Source organism: Metabacillus sp. FJAT-52054, from assembly GCF_037201815.1.
In the GTDB taxonomy this organism is placed as follows: Bacteria; Bacillota; Bacilli; order Bacillales; family Bacillaceae; genus Metabacillus_B; species Metabacillus_B sediminis.
On record NZ_CP147407.1, the window covers coordinates 1,041,157 to 1,061,642 of the forward strand.

Here is a 20,486-nt window from a genome sequence, read left to right on the forward strand (position 1 = left end):
CTGCTCTTAGCAGGAGCGCGCACTTTCGCTCCAATCGGCCTAATCCTGATTGTTCAAAGTATCTATATAGTACAGCGCCCGGTATGCTTTCACAGCATCCGGGTGTTTCAATTTTAATCATTCAAACAAAATGATGGAAGCCTTTCCTCTCACCCTCTAAAACCAAGCGTCTTTCAATAACCCGATTCCCTTTATGATTTCCACTTCTGTCACACCGCCAAATCCAATAAAAAGGAGCGGTTTTTCCGGGATAGCTTTTACAAAATAGATGGAGGACGGATACACTTTTATCCCTTTTTGCAGGGCCTTTTTGATTAGCTCCTCCTCACTCATTACGGTGTCTATTTCAATTAGAATATGCATTCCAGATTTCTCGCCGATGATTCGGATCCGGTTTTGAAAGACCGTCTTCATTTGCTCCAGCAGCAGTTTGTGTTTTTTACGATAATGGGTTCTCATTCGATTTAAGTGCTGCTCCCAAAAGCCGCGGGCCATGAAAAGGGAAAGTGCATGCTGATGCGTTCGGGACACGGTTTGTTTAAATTCCAAAAGCTTGGGCCGGGCGGAATGCATTAGTTTTTCCGGTAAAATCATATAACTGATTCTGAGTGAGGGCATGAACGATTTAGAAAAGGTTCCAAAGTAAAGAACATCATCGTTTTGGCTTAGACTTTGCAGGGACGGAATCGGACGTCCTTCATAACGGAATTCCCCATCATAATCATCTTCTATGATCCACCGGTTATTCTCCTCTGCCGCCCATTCCAGCAGCTCCAGACGCCTTTTAACAGGCATAACTGTTCCATATGGGAATTGGTGGGAGGGTGTGACGTATACAACTGAAGCATGTGAAGATTTTAGCCTTTCGATATCTATTCCTGATTCATCCAGCGGAATGGGCTCCACGCTGTAATCTTTCAATGAATCCCTTGTCCGATGATAGCCGGGATCTTCAATGGCGAAGAACTCAGCTCCCAATATTCCGGCAGCCTTTTCCAATAAAATTTGGGTTCCCGCACCGATGATCACCTGGTTCAAATGACAGCGGACCCCTCTGGCCCTTTTTAGGTAAGCGGCGATTTCCTCCCTCAGTTCTTTCTCACCAAAAGGATGGCCTGTATGGAAAAGTTCATCTTTATAAAGAGCCTCTATCGAACACTTTTTCCAGGGCGCGTAAGGGAATTTAAAAGTGTCAATGGTTTGGCTAAAGTCGATTAGGTCTTGGTTTTCCGTTTCTTCTAAACCAACTTTACAAGGGAGTGGAGTTTCTGAAAGCATGTCTTCAAATCGAAGGACGTACCATCCTCTTCGCGGTCTTGCTTCAATATATCCTTCTGCTTCAAGCTGGCCGTAAGCCGCTTCTACCGTGTTTACACTTATATTCATCTGAACGGAAAGCTTCCTCTTCGATGGGAGCTTCGACTCAGCTGGAAGACTGCCGTCTGTAATTTTCTGTTTTATTTGTTCGTAAAGCTGGACAAAGAGGGGAATCCCTTTCTTGAAAAAAATTGTTTCCATTTTAGCCTCCTGAACTGGCACCTTGAAAAAATATAAAACTGGCTCTCCGCACCATGCCAGTAATTTGTTATTTTTATCCTAACACAAGGAGGAATGACAAATGGAAAAAATTATAGAACTAGTTGGTGAGAAGGACTGGAAGAAAGGATTTCCGGTGATTTCGCAGCTAAGACCACACTTGACTGAAGGTGATTTCCTTGAGCTTGCGGCGCTTGCAGCTGAACAGGAAAACTACCGGATTAAAGTGCTCCTTAAGGATAGTCAGCCTATTGCCTATATTGGATATCAGCCAATGATCACCCTGTATTACGGGAGGTTTATCTGGGTTTCTGATCTTGTAACGGATGAAGCTCACCGCTCTCTGGGATATGGCGAAAAACTGCTTTCCCATGTGGAAGAGGAAGCGCAAAAAGGTGGCTATGATGGAATAGCCCTTTCTTCCGCACTTCATAGAAAAGGGGCTCATCGCTTTTATGAGGAGAAAATGGGTTTTGATAAAGCCAGCTACAGCTTTAAGAAGGTTTTCAAATAACTTTTTCCTTCGCTTGTCTATTTTCCTAGAAACAAAGGCCCCTTTTTAAAAGAAAATGGAGCGCTAAAAATAGAGGGAATTCGCTGTGTTTCTATTGTTTTCTGCATGTTCTCTCAAGTGGGACAAACGGAGGTACATCGAAAAATGTAAAAATTTTGACTGAAATTAGGCAATCCGATATATTTACTAAATATTCTGATAAATTTATGATGTGTAAAAGGAGGCGAGACAATGGGAAAGGGAAGAATTAGAGTGGAGGAGCGTATCAAAGTTGAGACTAATGAAGAAATGTATAAAGCCACCCTCGTTGACCAGAATAGCTCAAAGGAAAAGAAATAATCCCAATTCCATGAATCAAAGCCGAACTGCCTTTTCACAAAACTTTACTTAGAATCCCGTTCATGCTTTAAGCTGCCAGCCCCGAATCTGGCAGCTTTTTTCATTCTTCGGGAGATCTTTTTACAGGTGCAACCAGTTCTTGGCCCGTGCCTCAAAGCCTTGGAATGGAAAACCCCCCTTATTGCCGTTTAACATTTTTTCATAAAGGTATATAAATGAAAAAGGGGACATTATTCCCGTTTTTGGAACGAATATATAGTATAATTCTTTTTTAATCAATCTAAAGGAGAGAAAAAGCAGTGCTGTTATCTTGGTTTACATACGAAAATTTGACGAAGCTTGGAATTAGTTTAGGCATCCTTGTTTTGTTTTTAGTTCTTAGAAAGCTTTTTACGAAATATATCTTTCATCTGATTATGAGAATAAGCAGGAGAACACCAACCGAATTTTTTACACATGTTCTGCTATCGTTTGAAAAGCCATTTAGATGGCTGTTTGTGTCCGTCGGTATTTACTTGGCTATTATCTACTCGCCATTTTTTAATGACAGCATGCAAATTGTTCATGAGGTGTACCGATCTGCCATTGTCATCGTTCTTGCATGGGGACTGTACAATTTGACTGGTTCATCTTCCTTGTTTTTCAATAAAGTAAATTCAAGGTTTGATCTTGGTATTGATGATATTTTAGTGCCGTTCCTCTCTAAGCTATTGCGTTTCGTCATTGTAGCATTGAGCTTTAGCATTGTGGCTCAGGAATTTGATTACGATGTGAATGGTTTCGTTGCAGGTCTCGGTCTCGGCGGTCTTGCCTTTGCGCTTGCGGCCAAGGATACAATCGGCAATTTCCTTGGAGGAATCGTGATCATTACGGAAAAGCCCTTTACAATCGGGGACTGGATAAAAGCTCCGAGTGTGGAAGGTGTCGTAGAAGACATCACCTTCCGCAGCACGAAAATCAGGACATTCCCGCAGGCGCTTGTAACTGTGCCCAATTCCACTTTGGCGAATGAACCAATTACAAACTGGACCAAAATGGGGAAAAGACAAATCAACTTTAAAGTAGGGGTTACCTATCATACGAACCAAAAGCAAATGAGCTTAAGTGTAAAGAGAATCGATCACATGCTTCAGGAACATGACGGAATCGATGATGAGTCCATCCAAGTCAGCTTTGACAGCTTCAGTGCAAGCAGCCTGGACATTTTGATAAACTGCTTTACAAAAACAACCCAATATGGAGAGCACTTGAAAATAAAGCAGGACATTAACTTGAGAATTATGAGTATATTGGAAGAGGAAGGCGTGCGTTTTGCTTTTCCAAGCCAGACGATTTATGTTGAGCAAGCCGGAAACGGGGAAGAGCAAACGAAGGAAAAGCAATACTCATAATCCGGGAGGAATTCTCATTTACGGTAGTAACTAAGTTTAGGAAATGACACAGTATAAGAGGCAGGTTTTCATTTTGAACCATACCATTAACCAATTAGCCACTTGGCTGTCTGAAGCAAACGTCATATCGGTGATGACAGGTGCAGGTGTCAGTACAGAATCAGGAATACCTGATTTTCGTTCATCTCAAGGATTGTGGACAGAAGATCTTTCACGGACGGAGGTAATGAGCCGTTCCTATTTTGAACGGAATCCTAAATCCTTCTGGAGATATTTCAAAGATATTTTTCAAACGAAACTAAGTACTGGGCACCAGCCGAATAAAGGTCATTCGTTTTTAAGAGAATTAGAGAGTATGGGGAAGGAAGTTCATATTTTTACCCAAAATGTAGATGGTCTTCACCAAAAAGCTGGGAGCCGTCATGTATATAACATGCATGGCTCTATACAGTCCGCAGAATGCCCGAAATGCAAAACCAGCTATGGATTGGATTATATTCATGAAGAAGAAGTGCCAAGGTGCAGCGCACTGATAGGCAATGGAAGACGCTGTGATTTTATCCTGAAGCCTGACGTTGTTCTTTTTGGAGACACGGTTCAACACATGGAAGAGATCTATCACACGGTTGACCGTTCCGAGCTCCTTCTTGTAATGGGAACCTCGCTTGAAGTCTATCCAGTCAATCAGATTCCGAAGGACTTCCGGTATCGCGGTAATAAAAAAATGGTGCTTATCAATCGTGAACCGACTCGAATGGACCATGTGTTTGACCTTGTAATCCACGCTTCTATAGGGGAAACTCTTGAACAGGCTGAGGAGAAAATGAAACACGAAGATTCTGGCTGATTGAAGGAGACTCCTGAGATTGATGACACAATCTTCCGTATCATCTATAACCCAAAAATGCCCGGGATTCCACATCCCGGGCATTTTTTCCTTCTGGCTGATTACTAAAAAATCCAAAATGCGAAACCAGCATTCATTTCAAATGAACAGGTTCCATATCCTCTGAAATGACATCAAATGAGTAACCGCGTTTTTTCAGCTCAGGAAGCAGCTGACTAAGAGCTTCCGGTGAAGGAAGTCGATCATGCATTAAGATTACGATTGGCTGGTCTGGAAAATCGTGATGGTGTTCTTCTACCTGATTCAGAACATCTGTTACGTAGTCAGGTTTTTTGAACTTCCAGTCAAAGCTGTCGACATTCCAGTCCCAATATTGGAAGCCCGCAGCATGAAGAGCCTGCTGTTCTGGCTGTGTAAGGTTTGGTACGCTGCCATAAGGGGTGCGGACAAGGCTCGTTGTGATCCCTGTTAATTTTTTGAGTGTATCCCTTGATTTGCTCATTTCCCCTACGACGGATTCAGGATTGGCATAAAAGACCTTCGGCTTGTGCGAGACACCGTGAAGTCCTGCAGCATTCCCTGTTTGGACAATGCGTTTAACCTCTTCCGCATGCTTAACCATATTGGGCTCAAGCATGAAGAATGTGGCCGGTACCTCATATTTGCCTAGAACATCCAGAATGTCATCGGTGGCATATGATGGACCGTCGTCAAACGTTAAAAATACCGTTTTTTCCTTGACTTCCTTCTTTTGCTCCAGGGGTTTTGGAATCATTGATTCCGGCGGATCCGCCTTCATGAATTCTTCCTTTCCCCCATGCTTTAGCGTTCCTATTTCCTGGCTATTCACCTTTGCTTTAACCGGTTTGTGCAAATCTGTTTCCATCCAAAGCGACACGAGAACCAGGCCCATTACTGCGAGTACACTTGCTTTCATCCATAAATACTTCGGCGTCGGCTGTCTTTTTTCCACATGACCCTCTCCCATGACGTGTAGCTATGTATTCTTATAGTAGTGTAACGAAAATTGGAAGCTGTTTTGTTACAGGAAAGTAACAATTTATCGACTATTATGTAATGAAGCGGAATGAATGCGCTTCATGTATGAAGTCCAAAATATGGATGAGCAGATATTTCGTAATTTTATTGACGGCTGACTGGAAAGCAGATATATTGAGTTTATAAGTTTAAATGTTTAAGTTTTTAAACAAACAATCATTAGGAGGAATCGTTTATGAAATCAACGGGTTATGTTCTCATAACAGGTGCTTCAGGCGGAATTGGAATGGAACTCGCTAAAATTGCAGCAGGGAAGGGCTATTCACTGATTCTAGCAGCCAGAAATGAGAAGAAACTGCTGGAGCTGAAGGCCGAGCTTGAGAGTAAGCACGGTATTTCAGTTGTAATCCATCAGGCAGACTTATCAAAACCTGAGGAAATAACGAAAATGGCAGAAGAATTGAAAATAAAAAAACTAAAGGTATCCTATCTGATCAATAACGCTGGGTTTGGTTTGTTTGGAGAATTTCTAGAAACAGATCTCGATGCTGAATTGAATATGATTGACTTAAATATCCGGTCCCTGACACATCTGACCAAACTGTTTCTGCCGGATATGACAGAGCGCAATGAGGGAGGCATCCTAAACATCGCTTCAACCGCAGCCTTCCAGCCTGGTCCGCTAATGGCTGTTTATTATGCAACCAAAGCATACGTCCTTTCGTTCACAGAAGCTCTTGAAAATGAGCTCAAGGATACAAATATCCGTGTGTCTGCACTCTGCCCGGGTCCGACCGATACCGGTTTTTCGGAAAGAGCTGACCTCGGCAAATCCAAGCTTTTCAATAATGGTGTCATGCGGGCAGATCAAGCTGCACAAGCAGGATTTGATGGGTGGATGAAAGGGAAAACAGTCATCGTTCCGGGTCTTCAAAATAAAATTCTGGCTGGATCGGTCCGTTTCATGCCGAGAAAAATGATCACATCTATTGTGAGGAGCGTGCAGGGCAAAAATTAACGGAAAATGGCGGGCAATTCATAATGGTGTATAATAAGGGTAATTGCATTAGGAAAGGCTGATGATCATGTCAGAACCCGTTTTAGAGATTTTTCGATCGTGCACGCCCATTTTTCAGGCACTTGGCGATGCAGCCAGACAGGATATCATTTTGCTGCTGGCAAAGCATGATACCTTAACCGTAAATCAAATTGCTGAGCAATCCCATCTTTCCCGTCCTGCTATCTCCCACCACTTAAAGGTTCTTAGGGATAACCAGCTTGTAGCGATTGAACAAAAAGGGACTCAGCGTTATTATTCATTATCTCTCGATCAGTCTGTAGACCTGTTGAAACAGCTGATATCCAAAATAGAAGAAGAGTGCGATCTTTAAATAAATGATCTTACTCTGTATAAAATGTTTATATATTTAAACGTTTGAACAACAGAACAGAAAGGAAGCAGGCAAATGAAAATAGGAGTACTTGGAGCTACAGGCATGATCGGTCACCACACAGCTGTGGCTGTATTGGAGCGGGGACATGAGTTGAGAGTGATTCATAGAAAAAATTCAAATCTTTCCGTTCTAAAAGATCTGGCTTTTGAATCAGCAGAAGCAGATTTGTATGATCAAGCAGCAATGGAGAAAGCTTTTTCAGGCTTGGATGCCATTATTCATTGTGCAGCCTATTATCCGGTTAAGCCGCTTCCGCTTAAAGAAGATGTGAGGCTAGCCCGGCTCCAAATGAATACTTTTTTATCGGCATGTGAAGCTAATTCACAGCTGAATAAGATTGTTTATACCGGAGGGTCCATCGCTCTCCCTAAAAATTCTGATGGAGCCCTGGGGACAGAGACGCTTATTTACACGAACCCGCCTGCACAAAAAAATGCCTATCTGCAGGTGAAATATGAGATGGATAAAATAGCGAGAGAAAGAGCCTCCTCTATATTGCCGATTGTAATTGGAATCCCTGCAATGTGCCTTGGTGAATATGACTATGGTCCTTCAACTGGGCAGATTATAGTTGAAGTTGCAAATGAATCCCTTCCTGCTTATTTAGAAGGAAACCGGAATGTTGTTTATGCAGGGGATGCAGGAAGGGGACTGGTGCTGGCTGCTGAGAAAGGCAGAATTGGAGAGCGCTATTTAATCACCGGGACGAATATTTCCATGAGTGAACTCGTTCCTAAAATTGCTTCTCTCGCCGGTGTGGTTCCACCTAAAAGAATTCTCCCTCTTAACGCTGCCAAAATCATCGCTTCTTTAGTATCTGTAAAACAGTCAATGTTCGGCGGGCCGAGCCCGAAGCTTTCAAAAACGGCGGTTGCGATTATGGGATTAGGGCAATTTCTTGATGGGGGCAAGGCTGAGAGGGAGCTTGGCTATTCGCCCTCGAATACACTCGATGAGACACTTGAGCGAACATTGTTATGGTTTAAAAAAGAAGGTTATCTATCATCAAAGGAGATGGGACATCATGATTGACACAAAGCCTGATGAAATAAAGCAAATCCTCAAAGAGCAGCAAACGTATTTTGCCACTCAACAAACAAAAAATATTTCATTCCGCTTGGAGCAGTTAAAGAAGCTTAAAGATGGAGTAAAGAAACACGAGCAGGATATTGTTAAGGCCCTCGCTCTGGACTTAAATAAATCAGAGCTTGAAGCTTACTCAACAGAAATCGGTATTCTATATGAAGAGATTAATTTTACGATGAAGAGATTAAGAAATTGGGCTAAGCCAAGAAAGGTGAGTACGGCACTGACACATACTGGGTCTAGAGGGTATGTCATTCATGAGCCTTATGGTGCAGTGCTTATTATTGCACCGTGGAACTACCCTTTTCAGCTTGCCTTATCTCCTCTAGTCGGAGCAATCGCAGCTGGAAACACAGCGGTCATTAAGCCTTCAGAGCTGACGCCGAACGTTTCGTCACTGATCAAGAAGATTCTTCAGGAACAATACACTTCCGCTTATATTGCAACAGTTGAAGGGGGGGTAGCAGCGAGCCAAGCCCTCCTGGAACTGCCATTTGATTACATCTTTTTCACAGGAAGCGTCCCAGTCGGAAAAGTTGTGATGGAAGCAGCAGCTAAGCACCTTACCCCCGTCACACTTGAATTAGGCGGAAAAAGTCCAACGATTGTAGATGAGCAAGTGAATATCAAACTTGCAGCTAAACGGATTGTATTCGGTAAATTTACGAACGCCGGTCAAACGTGTATTGCTCCGGATTATCTGCTTGTTCAAAAGAAAGTAAAACAAGAATTGATTGACGCAATGAAGGAAGCAATAAATGAGTTTTATGGAGATAACCCTTTGGAAAGCAGCCGGTATTCAAAAATTGTGAATGATCGCCATTACAGCAGACTCACTCGTTATCTTAATGATGGAAGAATCCTTTTTGGAGGAACACGAGATGATGGGACTCACCGGATTGCGCCAACACTGCTCGATCAAGTGGATCCCAATTCACCTGTAATGACGGAAGAAATTTTCGGACCGATTTTTCCAGTGATGGAATATGACACTCTGGATGAAGCGATCGAATTCGTGAATTCCCGTCCAAAGCCGCTCGCTCTCTATCTATTTACAGAAAGCAAAGAGACAGAAGCAGAAGTGACAAACCGTATTTCTTTTGGCGGAGGATGCATCAACGATACCCTTATGCACATCGCGACTCCCTATCTCCCATTTGGAGGAGTCGGTGAAAGCGGGATGGGAAGCTATCATGGGAAATACAGCTTTGAAACCTTTTCCCATGCTAAGAGCGTGCTGAAGCAGACGACAAGATTTGACTTTTCCTTCCGATATCCTTCAGCAAAGAACGGTCTTAAATTAGTAAAAAGATTATTAAAATAATAAAGGGACAGCTCCATTAGGGGGGCTGTCCTCGTTTTGTCGAAAAATAAACGGAATTCCAGCACATTGTGATTTCAGATATAGGTCTTTGTTCCGATATATTCAGTAATAGATGTTAGGAATTTGCTACTTGCTTAGGAGGAATATCATTGAACGCATCGAAGAACAGGCTTATGCTGTGGGTCTCCGCAGTGTGCATTGCCGTAGCCTGCGGTATACAAGTTATCCATCGCCTTTTTCCAATGCACATGCATATGGAGCATTCAGGCAGCCATTCACTGATTCTGATCGCTGCGATCATCCTGCCGGTTCTTTTATTGAGTGTCGCTGTTTTCTTTTATAACCAAGATACAAGCCATCGGCTCATCCCGCTCTTTATAGTACTGACGCTAAATTTTTCCAGCATCGCTATGATCGTTTCCGGAGAAGGGATGGTTGTGTACCATTTTTCGATCTTTCTGGTCGTAGCGCTGGCTGCCTATTATGACAGTATAAGATTGATTTCGGTAATGACTGTTCTTTTTGCCATTCCTCACCTGATTGCTATGTTTGCCTTTACAGATTTGTTTTTTGGTGATCACGATTATACATGGTTTATGTTTTTCATCCATGCGTTCTATCTCGTTCTCACATCAGGGGGGATTTCATGGCAAATCTACTCGAAAAATAAATACACCAGTGAGCTCTTGCAGAAAAATGAATGGCAAATGCAATCCTTGGAGCGCCTCACAAAGGAACTGGCTTCTACCGCTCACCGCATTGGTGATAATGTGGACAGGCTGAATGAGCATGGTGAATTAACTGGCTTAGTAACCCGGCAAATTCAAGATTCCGCCTCAGAAGTAGCAGCGGGTACGGTAAACCAAGTGGCAGAGGCAAAGCAGAGTGAAGAAAAAATGCTCGATATGCAAAATGGCGCAGTGAAAATCTCAAGTGCGGCTGCCGGAATACGGGAATTGTCCTTTAACGCTAATAAACTAGTGAATGCAGGGAAAGGATCGCTTGAAGATACAGAGCGTCAAATGGAAAACATTTATGAAACGTTTGGTACGCTGGCCCGCTCCATCCAGGCTCTTCAAGGTCAATCCAAGCAGATTGGGGGCATAGTTTCAGAAATAGCTTCCATCGCGGATCAGACCAATCTGCTGGCATTGAATGCTGCGATTGAAGCTGCCCGGGCAGGAGAAGCAGGAAAAGGATTTGCTGTGGTGGCGGATGAGGTCCGGAAGCTTGCAGGGAAGTCAAACGATTCCACCGAAAAAATCAGTTATCTTATTGAAGCCATCCAAAACGATATTCATCAAGTTACGGAAGAAATGAAAACCGGCACCGCGGTTGTCCAGGAAGGTTTGCTCAAAGTCGAAACGACTGCCGCAGCCTTTGAACAAATCAACGCCGCTTCCAATGAAGTTGCTGCCGGCACAGACCGGGTGGCAGAGGAAGTATCCCGCTTCCTTCAGACCATTACCGAAGTAAGCGATTCCATTTCCAGCATGTCATCTGCCCTGCACTTAAGCAAAAAGGCGAGCGGTGAAATGATCACCAGCATGGAAAGCCAATCAGAAGCGGTTCAATATCTTGGTACCATCATGGAATCCCTGGGAGAGCTCACCGCAAACCTGAATGGACTGGTCGCATCGCTTGGGGAAAATAAGTAGAAGAGTGAAAAGCAGCCGGTGGCTGCTTTTTAATTGTAATGAAAATATAAGAGACGGAAAGAAAAAATCTGAATATCCAGCTTCCATCTTAGTTGACTTCCCAAACTTCATATAATACAATTAACAAAATGTTAATTAAAAAGCTGGTGAATAAGTGAGTGATATAAATCAACAAGCCTTAAAAAAATATGATTCCGGCAAGTATCGGACACCTGATGGATACACGTCAGACATCGCCGTATTTACGATTCATTCAGAAAAGCGGGAGCATAAGCCGCCCATTGTAAGCATGATGCTAATGCTGATCCAGAGGACAGAAATCACTGCAGAGGGCACCCCGAATATTGAAGGGGGCAAATGGGCGCTTCCGGGAGGATTTGTTCAGCCGGATGAAACCGCGCTTGAAGCCGCACATCGGGAGCTTTTAGAGGAAACCGGGGTAAGAGGCATTCATATGAAGCATTACGGTGTATATGACCGGCCGGGAAGGGATCCGCGCGGATGGATTTTATCCAATGCCCATTATGCGATAGTTCCGGAGGATGTGCTGAAAGGACGAAAGGCGAGTGATGATGCGGAGGATGTTCAGCTTTTCCGCTTGGAGGATTTGAAGTCCATTCAGCTTGCATTTGATCATGAGCAGTTAATTTCCGATGCCATTCGCGAGATCCGATCAGATCTGCTCCAGACGACAGCAGCCAAGAATTTTTTGCCTGAGGAATTTACCTATTCGGAGCTGCAGGCGGTGCTTCTAACGGTAACCGATGACCCCGCCATTAAAAGCGAGCAGTCATTTGCCAGGAAAATAAAGACACTTCCTTTTATACAGGAAGCAGAGGGGAAGACAACAGCCAGAACCTCAAAAAAGCCTGCTAAGCTGTACCGTTTTGTAGAAATGGATATCATAAAGCCAATCTATACGGCACGCTACTAAGTAAACAGGGGGTATGGGCATGACCAGGGGATTGATTGTGATTGATTACACAAATGATTTTGTTGCGGATAACGGAGCACTGACATGCGGCAAGCCGGGTCAGGTAATTGAATCAGAAATCGTGAGGGTAACGAAAGATTTTATTGAGTCTGGAGATGCGGTTGTTTTCGCAGTGGACTTTCATAAAATGAATGATCCATTTCATCCGGAGACAGCTCTTTACCCTCCTCATAATATTGAGGGAACCTTAGGAAGAGAGCTTTACGGAGCGCTTCAGGATCTATATGAACAAAATCAGCATCTCGGCCATGTTTTTTGGATGGATAAAACAAGGTACAGCGCATTTGCAGGAACAAATTTGGAAATCCTTCTCAGAGAGAGAGGAATTACCGAGCTTCACCTGATTGGAGTGTGCACAGACATTTGTGTTCTCCACACGGCAGTAGATGCCTATAATAAAGGATTTAAGCTTACGGTTCACGAGAAGGCAGCAGCTAGTTTTGACGAGGATGGCCATAAATGGGCGCTGAGGCATTTCAAAGGCAGCTTAAATGCGGAAATCCAGTAGTTGGATGGAGAGGAGATCTACCAGATGCACGACAAATATAAAGATGACAGCCTGGCCCTTCATACGGACCTTTATCAAATAAATATGGCGGAAACTTACTGGGAAGACGGTGTTCATAATAACAAGGCTGTTTTTGAATTATTTTTCAGAAAACTGCCGTTTGGCAATGGATATGCAGTCTTTGCAGGACTTGAGAGGGTTATTCAGTATTTAAATGGATTTCGTTTCTCAGAAAGTGACTTGGAGTTTTTAAGGGAACTTGGGTACCAGGGAGATTTTCTGGCTTACCTGAAAGATATGCGATTCACCGGTTCCGTCCGTTCAATGGAAGAAGGAGAGCTTGTTTTCGGAGGCGAGCCGATGATTCGGGTTGAAGCTCCCCTTGCCGAAGCACAGATCGTTGAAACAGCTTTGCTGAATATCGTAAACTTCCAGACGCTGATTGCAACGAAGGCGTGCAGGATAAAGCAGGCTGTCGGTGATCAGACGGTGATGGAATTTGGTTCAAGACGGGCGCACGAATTGGACGCTGCTCTCTGGGGAACGCGGGCTGCCTTTATCGGCGGACTCGAAGCAACCTCCAACGTTCGGGCGGCGAAGCTATTCGGAATTCCTGCGGCCGGAACCCATGCCCATGCGCTTGTTCAGGCATACCGTGACGAATATACAGCTTTCCATAAATACGCCCGCCGCCACAAGGACTGCGTCTTCTTAGTTGATACATACGATACGCTGAAGTCCGGTGTTCCCAATGCGATTAGAGTGGCACAGGAGCTTGGTGATAAAATTAATTTTGTCGGAATTCGCCTCGATAGCGGGGATATGGCGTACCTGTCTAAAAAAGCGAGAAAGATGCTGGACGATGCAGGATTTACAGAAACTCATATTATCGCATCCAATGATTTGGATGAAGACACGATTATGAATTTAAAGTCGCAGGGAGCCCGGATTGATACATGGGGAATCGGCACGAAGCTTATCACAGCCTATGATCAGCCGGCATTGGGTGCCGTATACAAGCTTGTCAGCATTGAAGGCAAAGATGGCGTTATGGAGGATACCATTAAAATCAGCGGGAATCCTGAAAAAGTCACAACGCCAGGCATGAAACGCCTCTACAGAATTATCAATACGAATAACCATAAATCAGAAGGCGATTATATTGCGCTTGAAGAAGAAAACCCGAACGAAGAAGAGCGACTGAAAATGTTCCATCCGGTTCATACGTACATCAGTAAATTCGTGACGGATTTTGAAGCGCGTGATCTCCATAAAGATATATTCAAAGACGGAAAACTTATCTATGATCTTCCATCAATTAAGGATATTCAAAGCAAGGTGAAAAGTAATCTTGAGGAGCTTTGGGATGAGTACAGAAGAAAGCTGAATCCTGAGGATTATCCGGTCGATCTCAGTGAAAAATGCTGGGAAAACAAAATGAGAAATATCCGCGAGGTTAAGGAGAAGGTTGAAAAAATAAGAAAAGGGTGAAAAGTGCATGGCGAAAATCGGGATTTACGGCAGCTCGTTCGACCCGGTCACAAACGTTCATTTATGGACAGCAAGCACAGTAGCACATCGCTGCAAGCTGGACCGGGTCATTTTTCTTCCCTGCTCCAGCAAAAGAAAGGATAAGAGTCTGAACACCACCGATGAACACCGGATTGCTATGCTTGAGATGGCCCTGAAAAACAATGAAAAATTCATCCTGGATGACTATGAAATGAATCAGGATAGCTGGAATGTTTACACGTATCATACGATGCAGCATTTTCATTCCCTTTTCCCCGGTGATGAAGTGTCATTCATCATGGGTGCCGACCTCCTGGAAGACATTGCGGAGGGGAAATGGAAGTATTCTGACGAACTGATTGCGAATAATAAGTTTATCGTCATGGCCCGAAATGGTATAGATATGTTAAAGACGATTTCCCGTTCGCCCCTGCTTCGCAATTATGATGATGGAACGAGGTTTCATTTAATTGATAAGGGACTTGCAATGGAAATCAGCAGCACATATATCCGGGAAGAGCTTGCAAAGGGCGGGGAGCCGCGCTACCTGCTTCCCGATGCGTGCTATGATTACGTGAAAAATCATGGGTTATATCAATAGCAATTTTAAGGAGGACTATAACGTGAGCATGCAAAAGCAGATTATGAAAGAGTTAAATGTACAGCCTCAAATTGACTCGGCACAGGAAATCCGAAAACGCGTCGACTTTTTGAAGGAATACGTGAAAAAGACGAACACAAAAGGATTTGTTCTTGGGATCAGTCTTGGGCAGGACTCAACGCTTGCAGGCAAACTGAATCAAATGGCAGTAGAAGAGCTTCGCGAGGAAGGCTATGATGCCTCGTTCCTTGCCGTACGGCTGCCGTATAAAGTTCAGCATGACGAGCACGATGCCAAGCTTGTCTTTGAATTTATGAAGCCGGACAAAATTGTAACTTACAATATCGCAGCTGCGGTGGACGGGTTTACGGAAACATACAACGAATCCGATGAGGTGAAGCTCGCGGATTACCATAAAGGAAATGTAAAAGCACGAATCCGGATGACCGCGCAATATGCATTTGGCGGACAGCACGGTTTGCTTGTAACGGGAACAGACCACGCCGCTGAAGCGGTAACAGGATTCTTTACAAAATACGGAGACGGCGGAGCGGATATCCTGCCACTTACCGGCTTAACAAAAAGACAGGGAAAAGCTCTTCTTAAAGAGCTTGGCTGTCCGGAAAGCCTGTACATGAAAGCTCCAACTGCCGATCTTCTCGATGATAAGCCTCAGCAGGCAGATGAAACCGAGCTTGGAATTACGTATGATGAGCTGGATGATTACCTGGAAGGCAAGGAAGTATCAAGTGAAGTGGCTGAAAAGATTGAAAAGCGCTATATGATTACAGAGCATAAGCGCCAGCTGCCGGCTACGATGTTTGATGGCTGGTGGAAATAATCGAAGAGGACCGGGGTAATGAAGTGACCCCGGTCTATTTTTTATGGGATTTTATTTTTTTGTCCGCATACCAGCGGCTAATCAATACACCGATAATAGATAAGCCGAGAATGCCAGCCATTATTGATAAACCACGCGCCGAAAAATAAGAACTCCATTACATCTTCAACGAACTCTTTCTCCATTCCTTACGCAGATTCACTAATCGAAACTGCCGCTTTCTTTTTCCGGGTCGCCAGATAAACCCCCGCTAAAATAACCAATAGTCCCCATATGGCATGAGAGCTGATTTTTTCCTGCAGCAGAAAGGCTCCCCACAGCAGGGCGGTAACGGGAATAAGGAAGGTGACCGAAACGGCAATTTCCGGTCCGCCTTCTTTTGTAATGTAATAAAAAAGAAGCTGGGCAATTCCTGATCCAAAACACCCGAGGCCTATAATGGCAAGGATAACTGGTCCATTGGCGAGAGCCGAAAGTTCAATGGGCTGTGAGAAAAGCATGCCAATCAGTCCAACCATTGCACCGACGATCAGTGAGACGGCAGTCGTAAATAGCACTCCGCTGTTGCCCAGGTATTTTCTCGTCAGCTGGGCTGAGGTTCCATAGCACAAAGTCGCAATCAGCATCGTGCCTACACCCGTGAAATTTTCCTGAGCAAGCTTTACAACGTCAAAGTCGATGAAAATCAGGATACCGATCAGTCCCATAAACAGCCCGATCCACTGTCTTGCAGCTAAAACAGCCGAGAAAAACAGGAGTCCGATCAGACCCGTCCATAACGGAGTGGTGGCGTTCAGAATGGATGCGGAGCTGCTCGAAATGACCGTTTCACTGAGCGCGATTAATCCCCATGGAAGACCAGTGTTAAGAACGCCAATGGTCAGAAGCGGAATCCACGGAATGCTGCGCGGAATCCTATCTCTTTTTGCAAGCAAAATCGGGAGCAGCAATAATGCTCCCGTTGCACATCGTAAAAAAACTGTTCCCCACATGCCGGCAGGTCCGACCAATTGTTTAATAAAAACAAAGGAGAGTCCCCAGATTAAACTGAGGCCTCCTAAAGCAGCGTATACACGAATCATTAAAGCACCTTCTGTCTGAATTTGGTTGGAGACATCACTTAAATGGAAGACATTTTAAAACCGATCAGCCTTTAGATATCTAAGGGTTCCTGAAAGGGACCGCTAAATTGATAAGGGAGGAAAATTTAGTATCGTTATTTTGCTGATGAGTGACATGAAATTTGCTTAGAACCTTTTCAATTAAGCTACCCGGGGGATAAGAATAATAAATTCCGTCCCCTTATCCTTTTCACTGTTAACTTGTATTTTCCCTTGAAAAGAACGGACTATTTGAAAACTTACCATCATTCCTAATCCTGTTCCGCTTTCTTTTAAGGAATAAAACGGAGATCCGAGCCGCTCCATCTGGTTTTTTGTCATACCAATTCCCTGGTCCTTAATGGTAATCATAATATTCCCGTCTTCAGTAGAAGCACATGTAATCCAGACAATCCCGCCACCCGGCATAGACTCTATCGCATTTTTGAAAATATTAATCAGTGATTGGTTCAATTTTTGAGGATTGGCATAAATCCAGCAGTTCTCCTGAATATTCGTTTTAAATTCAACATTATAGTTTAGGGAGTAGCTTTGCATGATGCTGACCGCCCTCTGCAGCTGATTACCTGCGTTGATTCTCTGGCTATGATTTACAGTTGGTTTACCGAAAGATAAAAAATCATCAATAATTTCATTTGCACGATCTAATTCTTCAATAGAAATTTGAAGGTATTCCTTTTTTTTGTTTGGCATTTCAGGGTCGTTTAGCAGCTGAAGGAAGCCTCTGGTTACTTGCATCGGATTTCTGATTTCATGAGCAAATACACTAGCCAGCTCACCTATCACCCGGAATTTTTCTGAGTTTTGCATGTCTGACCGCAGCTTCTGTATTTCTCTAATAGATTCATTTAACATCGTAAAGAACCATGTGATGGCTAATACAAAGATTAGATGAATCATCTGTACTTTGAGATAGTCTATGGAAAATCCCTTTAACAATCCGAAAATGGAAATCCCTGTGGAAATATAGAAAAAAGATAGCCCTACAGCCATTTTAACTCGTCCATCTTTATTCGAACGTGCAAAGGACTTTTGAAAATATAGTAGAACAGGCAGTGATATGGATAAGACAATAACAGTCGTATAAAATCCTATACTAATTCCAAAATAAAGGCGATACAGGATGATAAGGGCTGACAGAAAGACGCCTGGCCAAAACCCGCCGTATAATATTCCGAATAGCAGAGGGATAATCCTCAGATCCAAACGGGCATTTTGACCAAAACTCACTGGGAAGGACATGCATAACAGTATTGAAATACCCCACAAAACAGCCATGATGACCTTTCTGTTTTTATGGCTCTGTACCTTCTCCGTGACAAGAGTAAAATAAATGAAAATAGGTATGGAAATAAGTGTTAGCTGCAGCAAAAAATCCTTAATTATATTCATCTTGGCTACCTTCCCTATTCAGTTCTTTAGCTGAATTCTTAAAATACATTCCATTCAGCCTGTTTTCTTATAGAGAAAAAAAGGATTATAGTAGTTATTATACTTTAAAGTTATCAGAATTTGTCGACGATTAAATCTGACTTTCCATTTTCTTTTAATGCAAGTCCATTCACACTACCCAGCATCCATACATATAGTAAGGTAAATTGCAGGAGAGAAACGGAGGATTGGATTGTGCCAGTTTCCGTCGTTTTTAATCAGATTAACGTAGTAAGCATGGCGGCAAATTCCATTATTTCTTCTGGACAGAATAGCCAGCCTGACTGGAATGCCCAGGGGAAATTTAATTCAGGGAACGGGAATTACGTGAATTCTTGCGCGATCGGGTGTACGAACATTATCAATGATCAGGATTTATTCGATATGGCGATTTCGCAGCCGGAAAATATTAATCCGCAGCCGACCGCTCAATTTTAAGAAATAGTATGAAAAATTTAACCATTCAATTTACCAATATAAATATCTCTGCACTGTCCTCGAATTCGGGTGTTTTTACGGGAACCAATTCCCAATATGATTGGACCGTCAGTATGAAGAGCAATGCAGGATTCGGGAAAATCATTGGGGAAAATAACGTTTCAATCAACAACGTGAATATTGTGCATGATGACGATGTGATGGATTCCGATTTTACTCAAAACCAGGAATCGAATGATCAGCCTGTCTATCAAAGTTAATCCGAAGACCATCTTTTCCGGATGGTTTTCTTTTGGATTGAGGTCATACTTTAGCGTTGCATCTTATATATATCTAATAAGTAGAGCAATGGTCCGTGGACAAGCATAAGAAAGGGGCTCTTTCAATGCCAAAGATAGATTTTCAATCAGTGACAGTCAAGCTGATTCAAAATAGCTCTGGTTTGTTTTATGGCCAGAACCTCCAGTATAAATGGAAAAATAAATCGAGGGTTTATGAAGGGTTTGGAAGAGTGAGCGGAAATTCCAATAAAATATTTAATAATGTTACGTTGGATGAAACGCAGGAGAAGAAAGCAGAAGACTCTAATAAGAAACAGAACTAAAGGGCCCGTTTTCCTTTGGTGACTTGCTGATACACCTTTTCTGGTGATTTTTTCAAATGATCGTGAAGAACAAGGTGTGAATTATGAAAAATTTCATTGTCATTGCCAGATATGGTGCCGAAGCCGGAATGATGGCTGTCTAGCGATGAAGTCCAATTAATCTGCAGGTTTCTTCCTATGAATATACCTGCATTATCTGCAATTTCATGCACATTCAAGTCTTTAAAATTGATTTCAGGGGAATGTAGGTTAATTCTCATATTTCCTCCCTCAATACAAAATGTCAGTCCGCCAGGCTCATTTTATAATATGACGCAGCTGGGCGGAACGTGCAAAAGGGATGAAACGGAATGGCATCGGATGAAAAGGCCTGGTTAGAACTTCTTCAGCGAATCGAGAAAAGATTGGAAGCGATAGAGAGAACGGTTAAAAATACTCAGAGCCGCGTGCACCAAACTTTTCATATTGAACACATTGAGTCAATGAACATTCAAGAATTAACCTACCATTTAGACAATGTAGATGTGAAGCAGCTGAGCGGGACGATGAATATAGGAAATACGTTTCCTTACTCCGCAAATACTGCCCGGCATGTCAAACCCGAAAATCAGTCTAAAGAAGAGATATATATTCGAATCAATGGAAAGAACATACCCTATCAAATCGGTAAACCGCAGAAGGAACTTCAGGAAGATGATGGAAAACCGCTTTCTGCGAACTTCACCATCGGAGACATTCATATTGGAGCCGTAGAGGATGCGTCTGCCGTTAACTTCGGCAATAACTTTCCGACAGATTTTAAAAGCAGTAAAAAGCATAATCAGGGATTTGGCAACATCCTTGGCAATGGAAATGATATTCATGATATCCTTTCCCATCAGGAGGAAAGGGATGTTACAGAGGTCTTCAGCGACAGTCCGGATCAGTTGCAGCCTGAATGGCTGAAATGGCTGAAGGAGCAAAAGAATGACGGGGAGGAAGAAGGGGAACCGGAATGAAATAAGGAGCTGCTGCTGAAAAAGATATTTCAGCAGCAGCTCCTTTTGAGGTGCCAGTCCCGCACTCTATTACCGAAATAAAGCTCCGGCACGAGCTCTGCAAACCGTTGATGGGCAAGGGTTTGAGAGGAGATGTCTCTGTCCCGTTCTGCGGTGAAGCATCGCGTGACTGACCCGGTGCCAGTCCCGCACTCTATTACCGAAATAAAGCTCCGGCACGAACTCTGCAAACCGTTGATGGGCAAGGTTTGAGAGGAGATGTCTCTGTCCCGTTCTGCGGTGAAGCATCG

23 protein-coding genes are annotated in these 20,486 nt (G+C 43.3%); 18 read left to right on the forward strand and 5 right to left on the reverse strand.

Going from position 1 to position 20,486, the window contains the following annotated elements; translation table 11 throughout:
• Positions 1–156 precede the first annotated feature (156 nt).
• Positions 157–1,518: a PLP-dependent aminotransferase family protein gene (locus WCV65_RS05625; protein ID WP_338780720.1), complete on the reverse strand. Its 1,362-nt coding sequence runs from the start codon at positions 1,516–1,518 to the stop codon at positions 157–159.
• Positions 1,519–1,618: 100 nt separating this feature from the next.
• On the opposite strand from WCV65_RS05625, the gene WCV65_RS05630 reads away from it, so the two are divergent.
• The 4 genes from WCV65_RS05630 to WCV65_RS05645 all read left to right on the forward strand — a co-directional run bounded on the left by WCV65_RS05630 (position 1,619) and on the right by WCV65_RS05645 (position 4,627).
• Positions 1,619–2,050 (forward strand): GNAT family N-acetyltransferase, encoded by a 432-nt coding sequence (locus tag WCV65_RS05630; RefSeq protein ID WP_338780723.1) that lies wholly within the window; start codon positions 1,619–1,621, stop codon positions 2,048–2,050.
• A 231-nt stretch (positions 2,051–2,281) separates the two neighbouring features.
• Entirely contained in the window at positions 2,282–2,389 is a 108-nt protein-coding gene (locus WCV65_RS05635) for a YhdX family protein (protein WP_197491597.1), read from the forward strand.
• A 299-nt stretch (positions 2,390–2,688) separates the two neighbouring features.
• Complete coding sequence (locus tag WCV65_RS05640; RefSeq protein WP_035405633.1) at positions 2,689–3,780, forward strand: mechanosensitive ion channel family protein; 1,092 nt, start codon at positions 2,689–2,691, stop codon at positions 3,778–3,780.
• A gap of 73 nt (positions 3,781–3,853) precedes the next feature.
• Positions 3,854–4,627 (forward strand): NAD-dependent protein deacylase, encoded by a 774-nt coding sequence (locus WCV65_RS05645; protein WP_338780726.1) that lies wholly within the window; start codon positions 3,854–3,856, stop codon positions 4,625–4,627.
• Between the two features lie 133 nt (positions 4,628–4,760).
• Here WCV65_RS05645 and WCV65_RS05650 read toward each other — a convergent pair whose 3' ends face one another.
• Positions 4,761–5,600, reverse strand: a complete 840-nt coding sequence (locus tag WCV65_RS05650; RefSeq protein ID WP_051860575.1) for a polysaccharide deacetylase family protein — start codon at positions 5,598–5,600, stop codon at positions 4,761–4,763.
• Positions 5,601–5,861: 261 nt separating this feature from the next.
• On the opposite strand from WCV65_RS05650, the gene WCV65_RS05655 reads away from it, so the two are divergent.
• From WCV65_RS05655 to nadE, 10 genes are all read left to right on the forward strand, one after another.
• Positions 5,862–6,644 (forward strand): SDR family oxidoreductase, encoded by a 783-nt coding sequence (locus WCV65_RS05655; protein ID WP_338780729.1) that lies wholly within the window; start codon positions 5,862–5,864, stop codon positions 6,642–6,644.
• Positions 6,645–6,711: 67 nt separating this feature from the next.
• Positions 6,712–7,017, forward strand: coding sequence for a metalloregulator ArsR/SmtB family transcription factor (locus tag WCV65_RS05660; RefSeq protein ID WP_035405638.1), 306 nt, complete (start codon positions 6,712–6,714; stop codon positions 7,015–7,017).
• A 75-nt stretch (positions 7,018–7,092) separates the two neighbouring features.
• A complete protein-coding gene (locus WCV65_RS05665) occupies positions 7,093–8,112 on the forward strand; it encodes an NAD-dependent epimerase/dehydratase family protein (RefSeq protein WP_338780731.1) in 1,020 nt (339 codons plus the stop codon).
• Complete coding sequence (locus WCV65_RS05670) at positions 8,105–9,490, forward strand: aldehyde dehydrogenase (protein WP_338780733.1); 1,386 nt, start codon at positions 8,105–8,107, stop codon at positions 9,488–9,490. The genes WCV65_RS05665 and WCV65_RS05670 overlap by 8 nt, the downstream gene beginning before the upstream one ends.
• Positions 9,491–9,639: 149 nt before the next feature.
• The gene (locus WCV65_RS05675) at positions 9,640–11,148 is read left to right on the forward strand and encodes a methyl-accepting chemotaxis protein (RefSeq protein WP_338780735.1); all 1,509 of its coding nucleotides are present in this window, start codon (positions 9,640–9,642) and stop codon (positions 11,146–11,148) included.
• 163 nt (positions 11,149–11,311) lie between these two features.
• Positions 11,312–12,082 carry an NUDIX domain-containing protein gene (locus WCV65_RS05680; RefSeq protein ID WP_338782176.1) on the forward strand — a complete coding sequence of 257 codons (771 nt, stop codon included), beginning with the start codon at positions 11,312–11,314 and terminating at the stop codon, positions 12,080–12,082.
• Positions 12,083–12,101: 19 nt separating this feature from the next.
• Positions 12,102–12,650, forward strand: a complete 549-nt coding sequence (locus WCV65_RS05685; protein WP_338780737.1) for an isochorismatase family cysteine hydrolase — start codon at positions 12,102–12,104, stop codon at positions 12,648–12,650.
• Positions 12,651–12,674: 24 nt separating this feature from the next.
• On the forward strand, positions 12,675–14,141 hold the full coding sequence (locus tag WCV65_RS05690) for a nicotinate phosphoribosyltransferase (protein WP_338780738.1): 1,467 nt from the start codon (positions 12,675–12,677) through the stop codon (positions 14,139–14,141).
• Between the two features lie 7 nt (positions 14,142–14,148).
• Complete coding sequence (nadD, locus tag WCV65_RS05695; protein WP_035405651.1) at positions 14,149–14,763, forward strand: nicotinate (nicotinamide) nucleotide adenylyltransferase; 615 nt, start codon at positions 14,149–14,151, stop codon at positions 14,761–14,763.
• 22 nt (positions 14,764–14,785) lie between these two features.
• Entirely contained in the window at positions 14,786–15,604 is an 819-nt protein-coding gene (gene nadE / locus WCV65_RS05700; RefSeq protein WP_338780739.1) for an ammonia-dependent NAD(+) synthetase, read from the forward strand.
• Positions 15,605–15,792: 188 nt separating this feature from the next.
• Here the strand turns inward: nadE and WCV65_RS05705 are convergent, their stop codons facing one another.
• Together WCV65_RS05705 and WCV65_RS05710 are read right to left on the reverse strand one after the other, a co-directional pair.
• Complete coding sequence (locus WCV65_RS05705; protein WP_338780741.1) at positions 15,793–16,686, reverse strand: DMT family transporter; 894 nt, start codon at positions 16,684–16,686, stop codon at positions 15,793–15,795.
• A gap of 180 nt (positions 16,687–16,866) precedes the next feature.
• Positions 16,867–18,117, reverse strand: a complete 1,251-nt coding sequence (locus WCV65_RS05710) for an ATP-binding protein (RefSeq protein ID WP_338780743.1) — start codon at positions 18,115–18,117, stop codon at positions 16,867–16,869.
• A gap of 234 nt (positions 18,118–18,351) precedes the next feature.
• On the opposite strand from WCV65_RS05710, the gene WCV65_RS05715 reads away from it, so the two are divergent.
• The 3 genes from WCV65_RS05715 (at position 18,352) to WCV65_RS05725 (ending at position 19,198) form a co-directional block, all read left to right on the forward strand.
• Entirely contained in the window at positions 18,352–18,594 is a 243-nt protein-coding gene (locus WCV65_RS05715) for a hypothetical protein (protein ID WP_338780745.1), read from the forward strand.
• Between the two features lie 8 nt (positions 18,595–18,602).
• Positions 18,603–18,854, forward strand: coding sequence for a hypothetical protein (locus tag WCV65_RS05720; protein WP_338780747.1), 252 nt, complete (start codon positions 18,603–18,605; stop codon positions 18,852–18,854).
• Positions 18,855–18,979: 125 nt separating this feature from the next.
• Positions 18,980–19,198, forward strand: a complete 219-nt coding sequence (locus tag WCV65_RS05725; RefSeq protein ID WP_338780749.1) for a hypothetical protein — start codon at positions 18,980–18,982, stop codon at positions 19,196–19,198.
• On the opposite strand, the gene WCV65_RS05730 is transcribed toward WCV65_RS05725, so the two are convergent.
• Positions 19,195–19,458 (reverse strand): hypothetical protein, encoded by a 264-nt coding sequence (locus WCV65_RS05730; protein ID WP_338780751.1) that lies wholly within the window; start codon positions 19,456–19,458, stop codon positions 19,195–19,197. The genes WCV65_RS05725 and WCV65_RS05730 overlap by 4 nt on opposite strands.
• A gap of 90 nt (positions 19,459–19,548) precedes the next feature.
• Here WCV65_RS05730 and WCV65_RS05735 point away from each other — a divergent pair, with 90 nt between their 5' ends.
• Positions 19,549–20,196, forward strand: coding sequence for a hypothetical protein (locus tag WCV65_RS05735; protein ID WP_338780753.1), 648 nt, complete (start codon positions 19,549–19,551; stop codon positions 20,194–20,196).
• Positions 20,197–20,486: the final 290 nt, after the last annotated feature.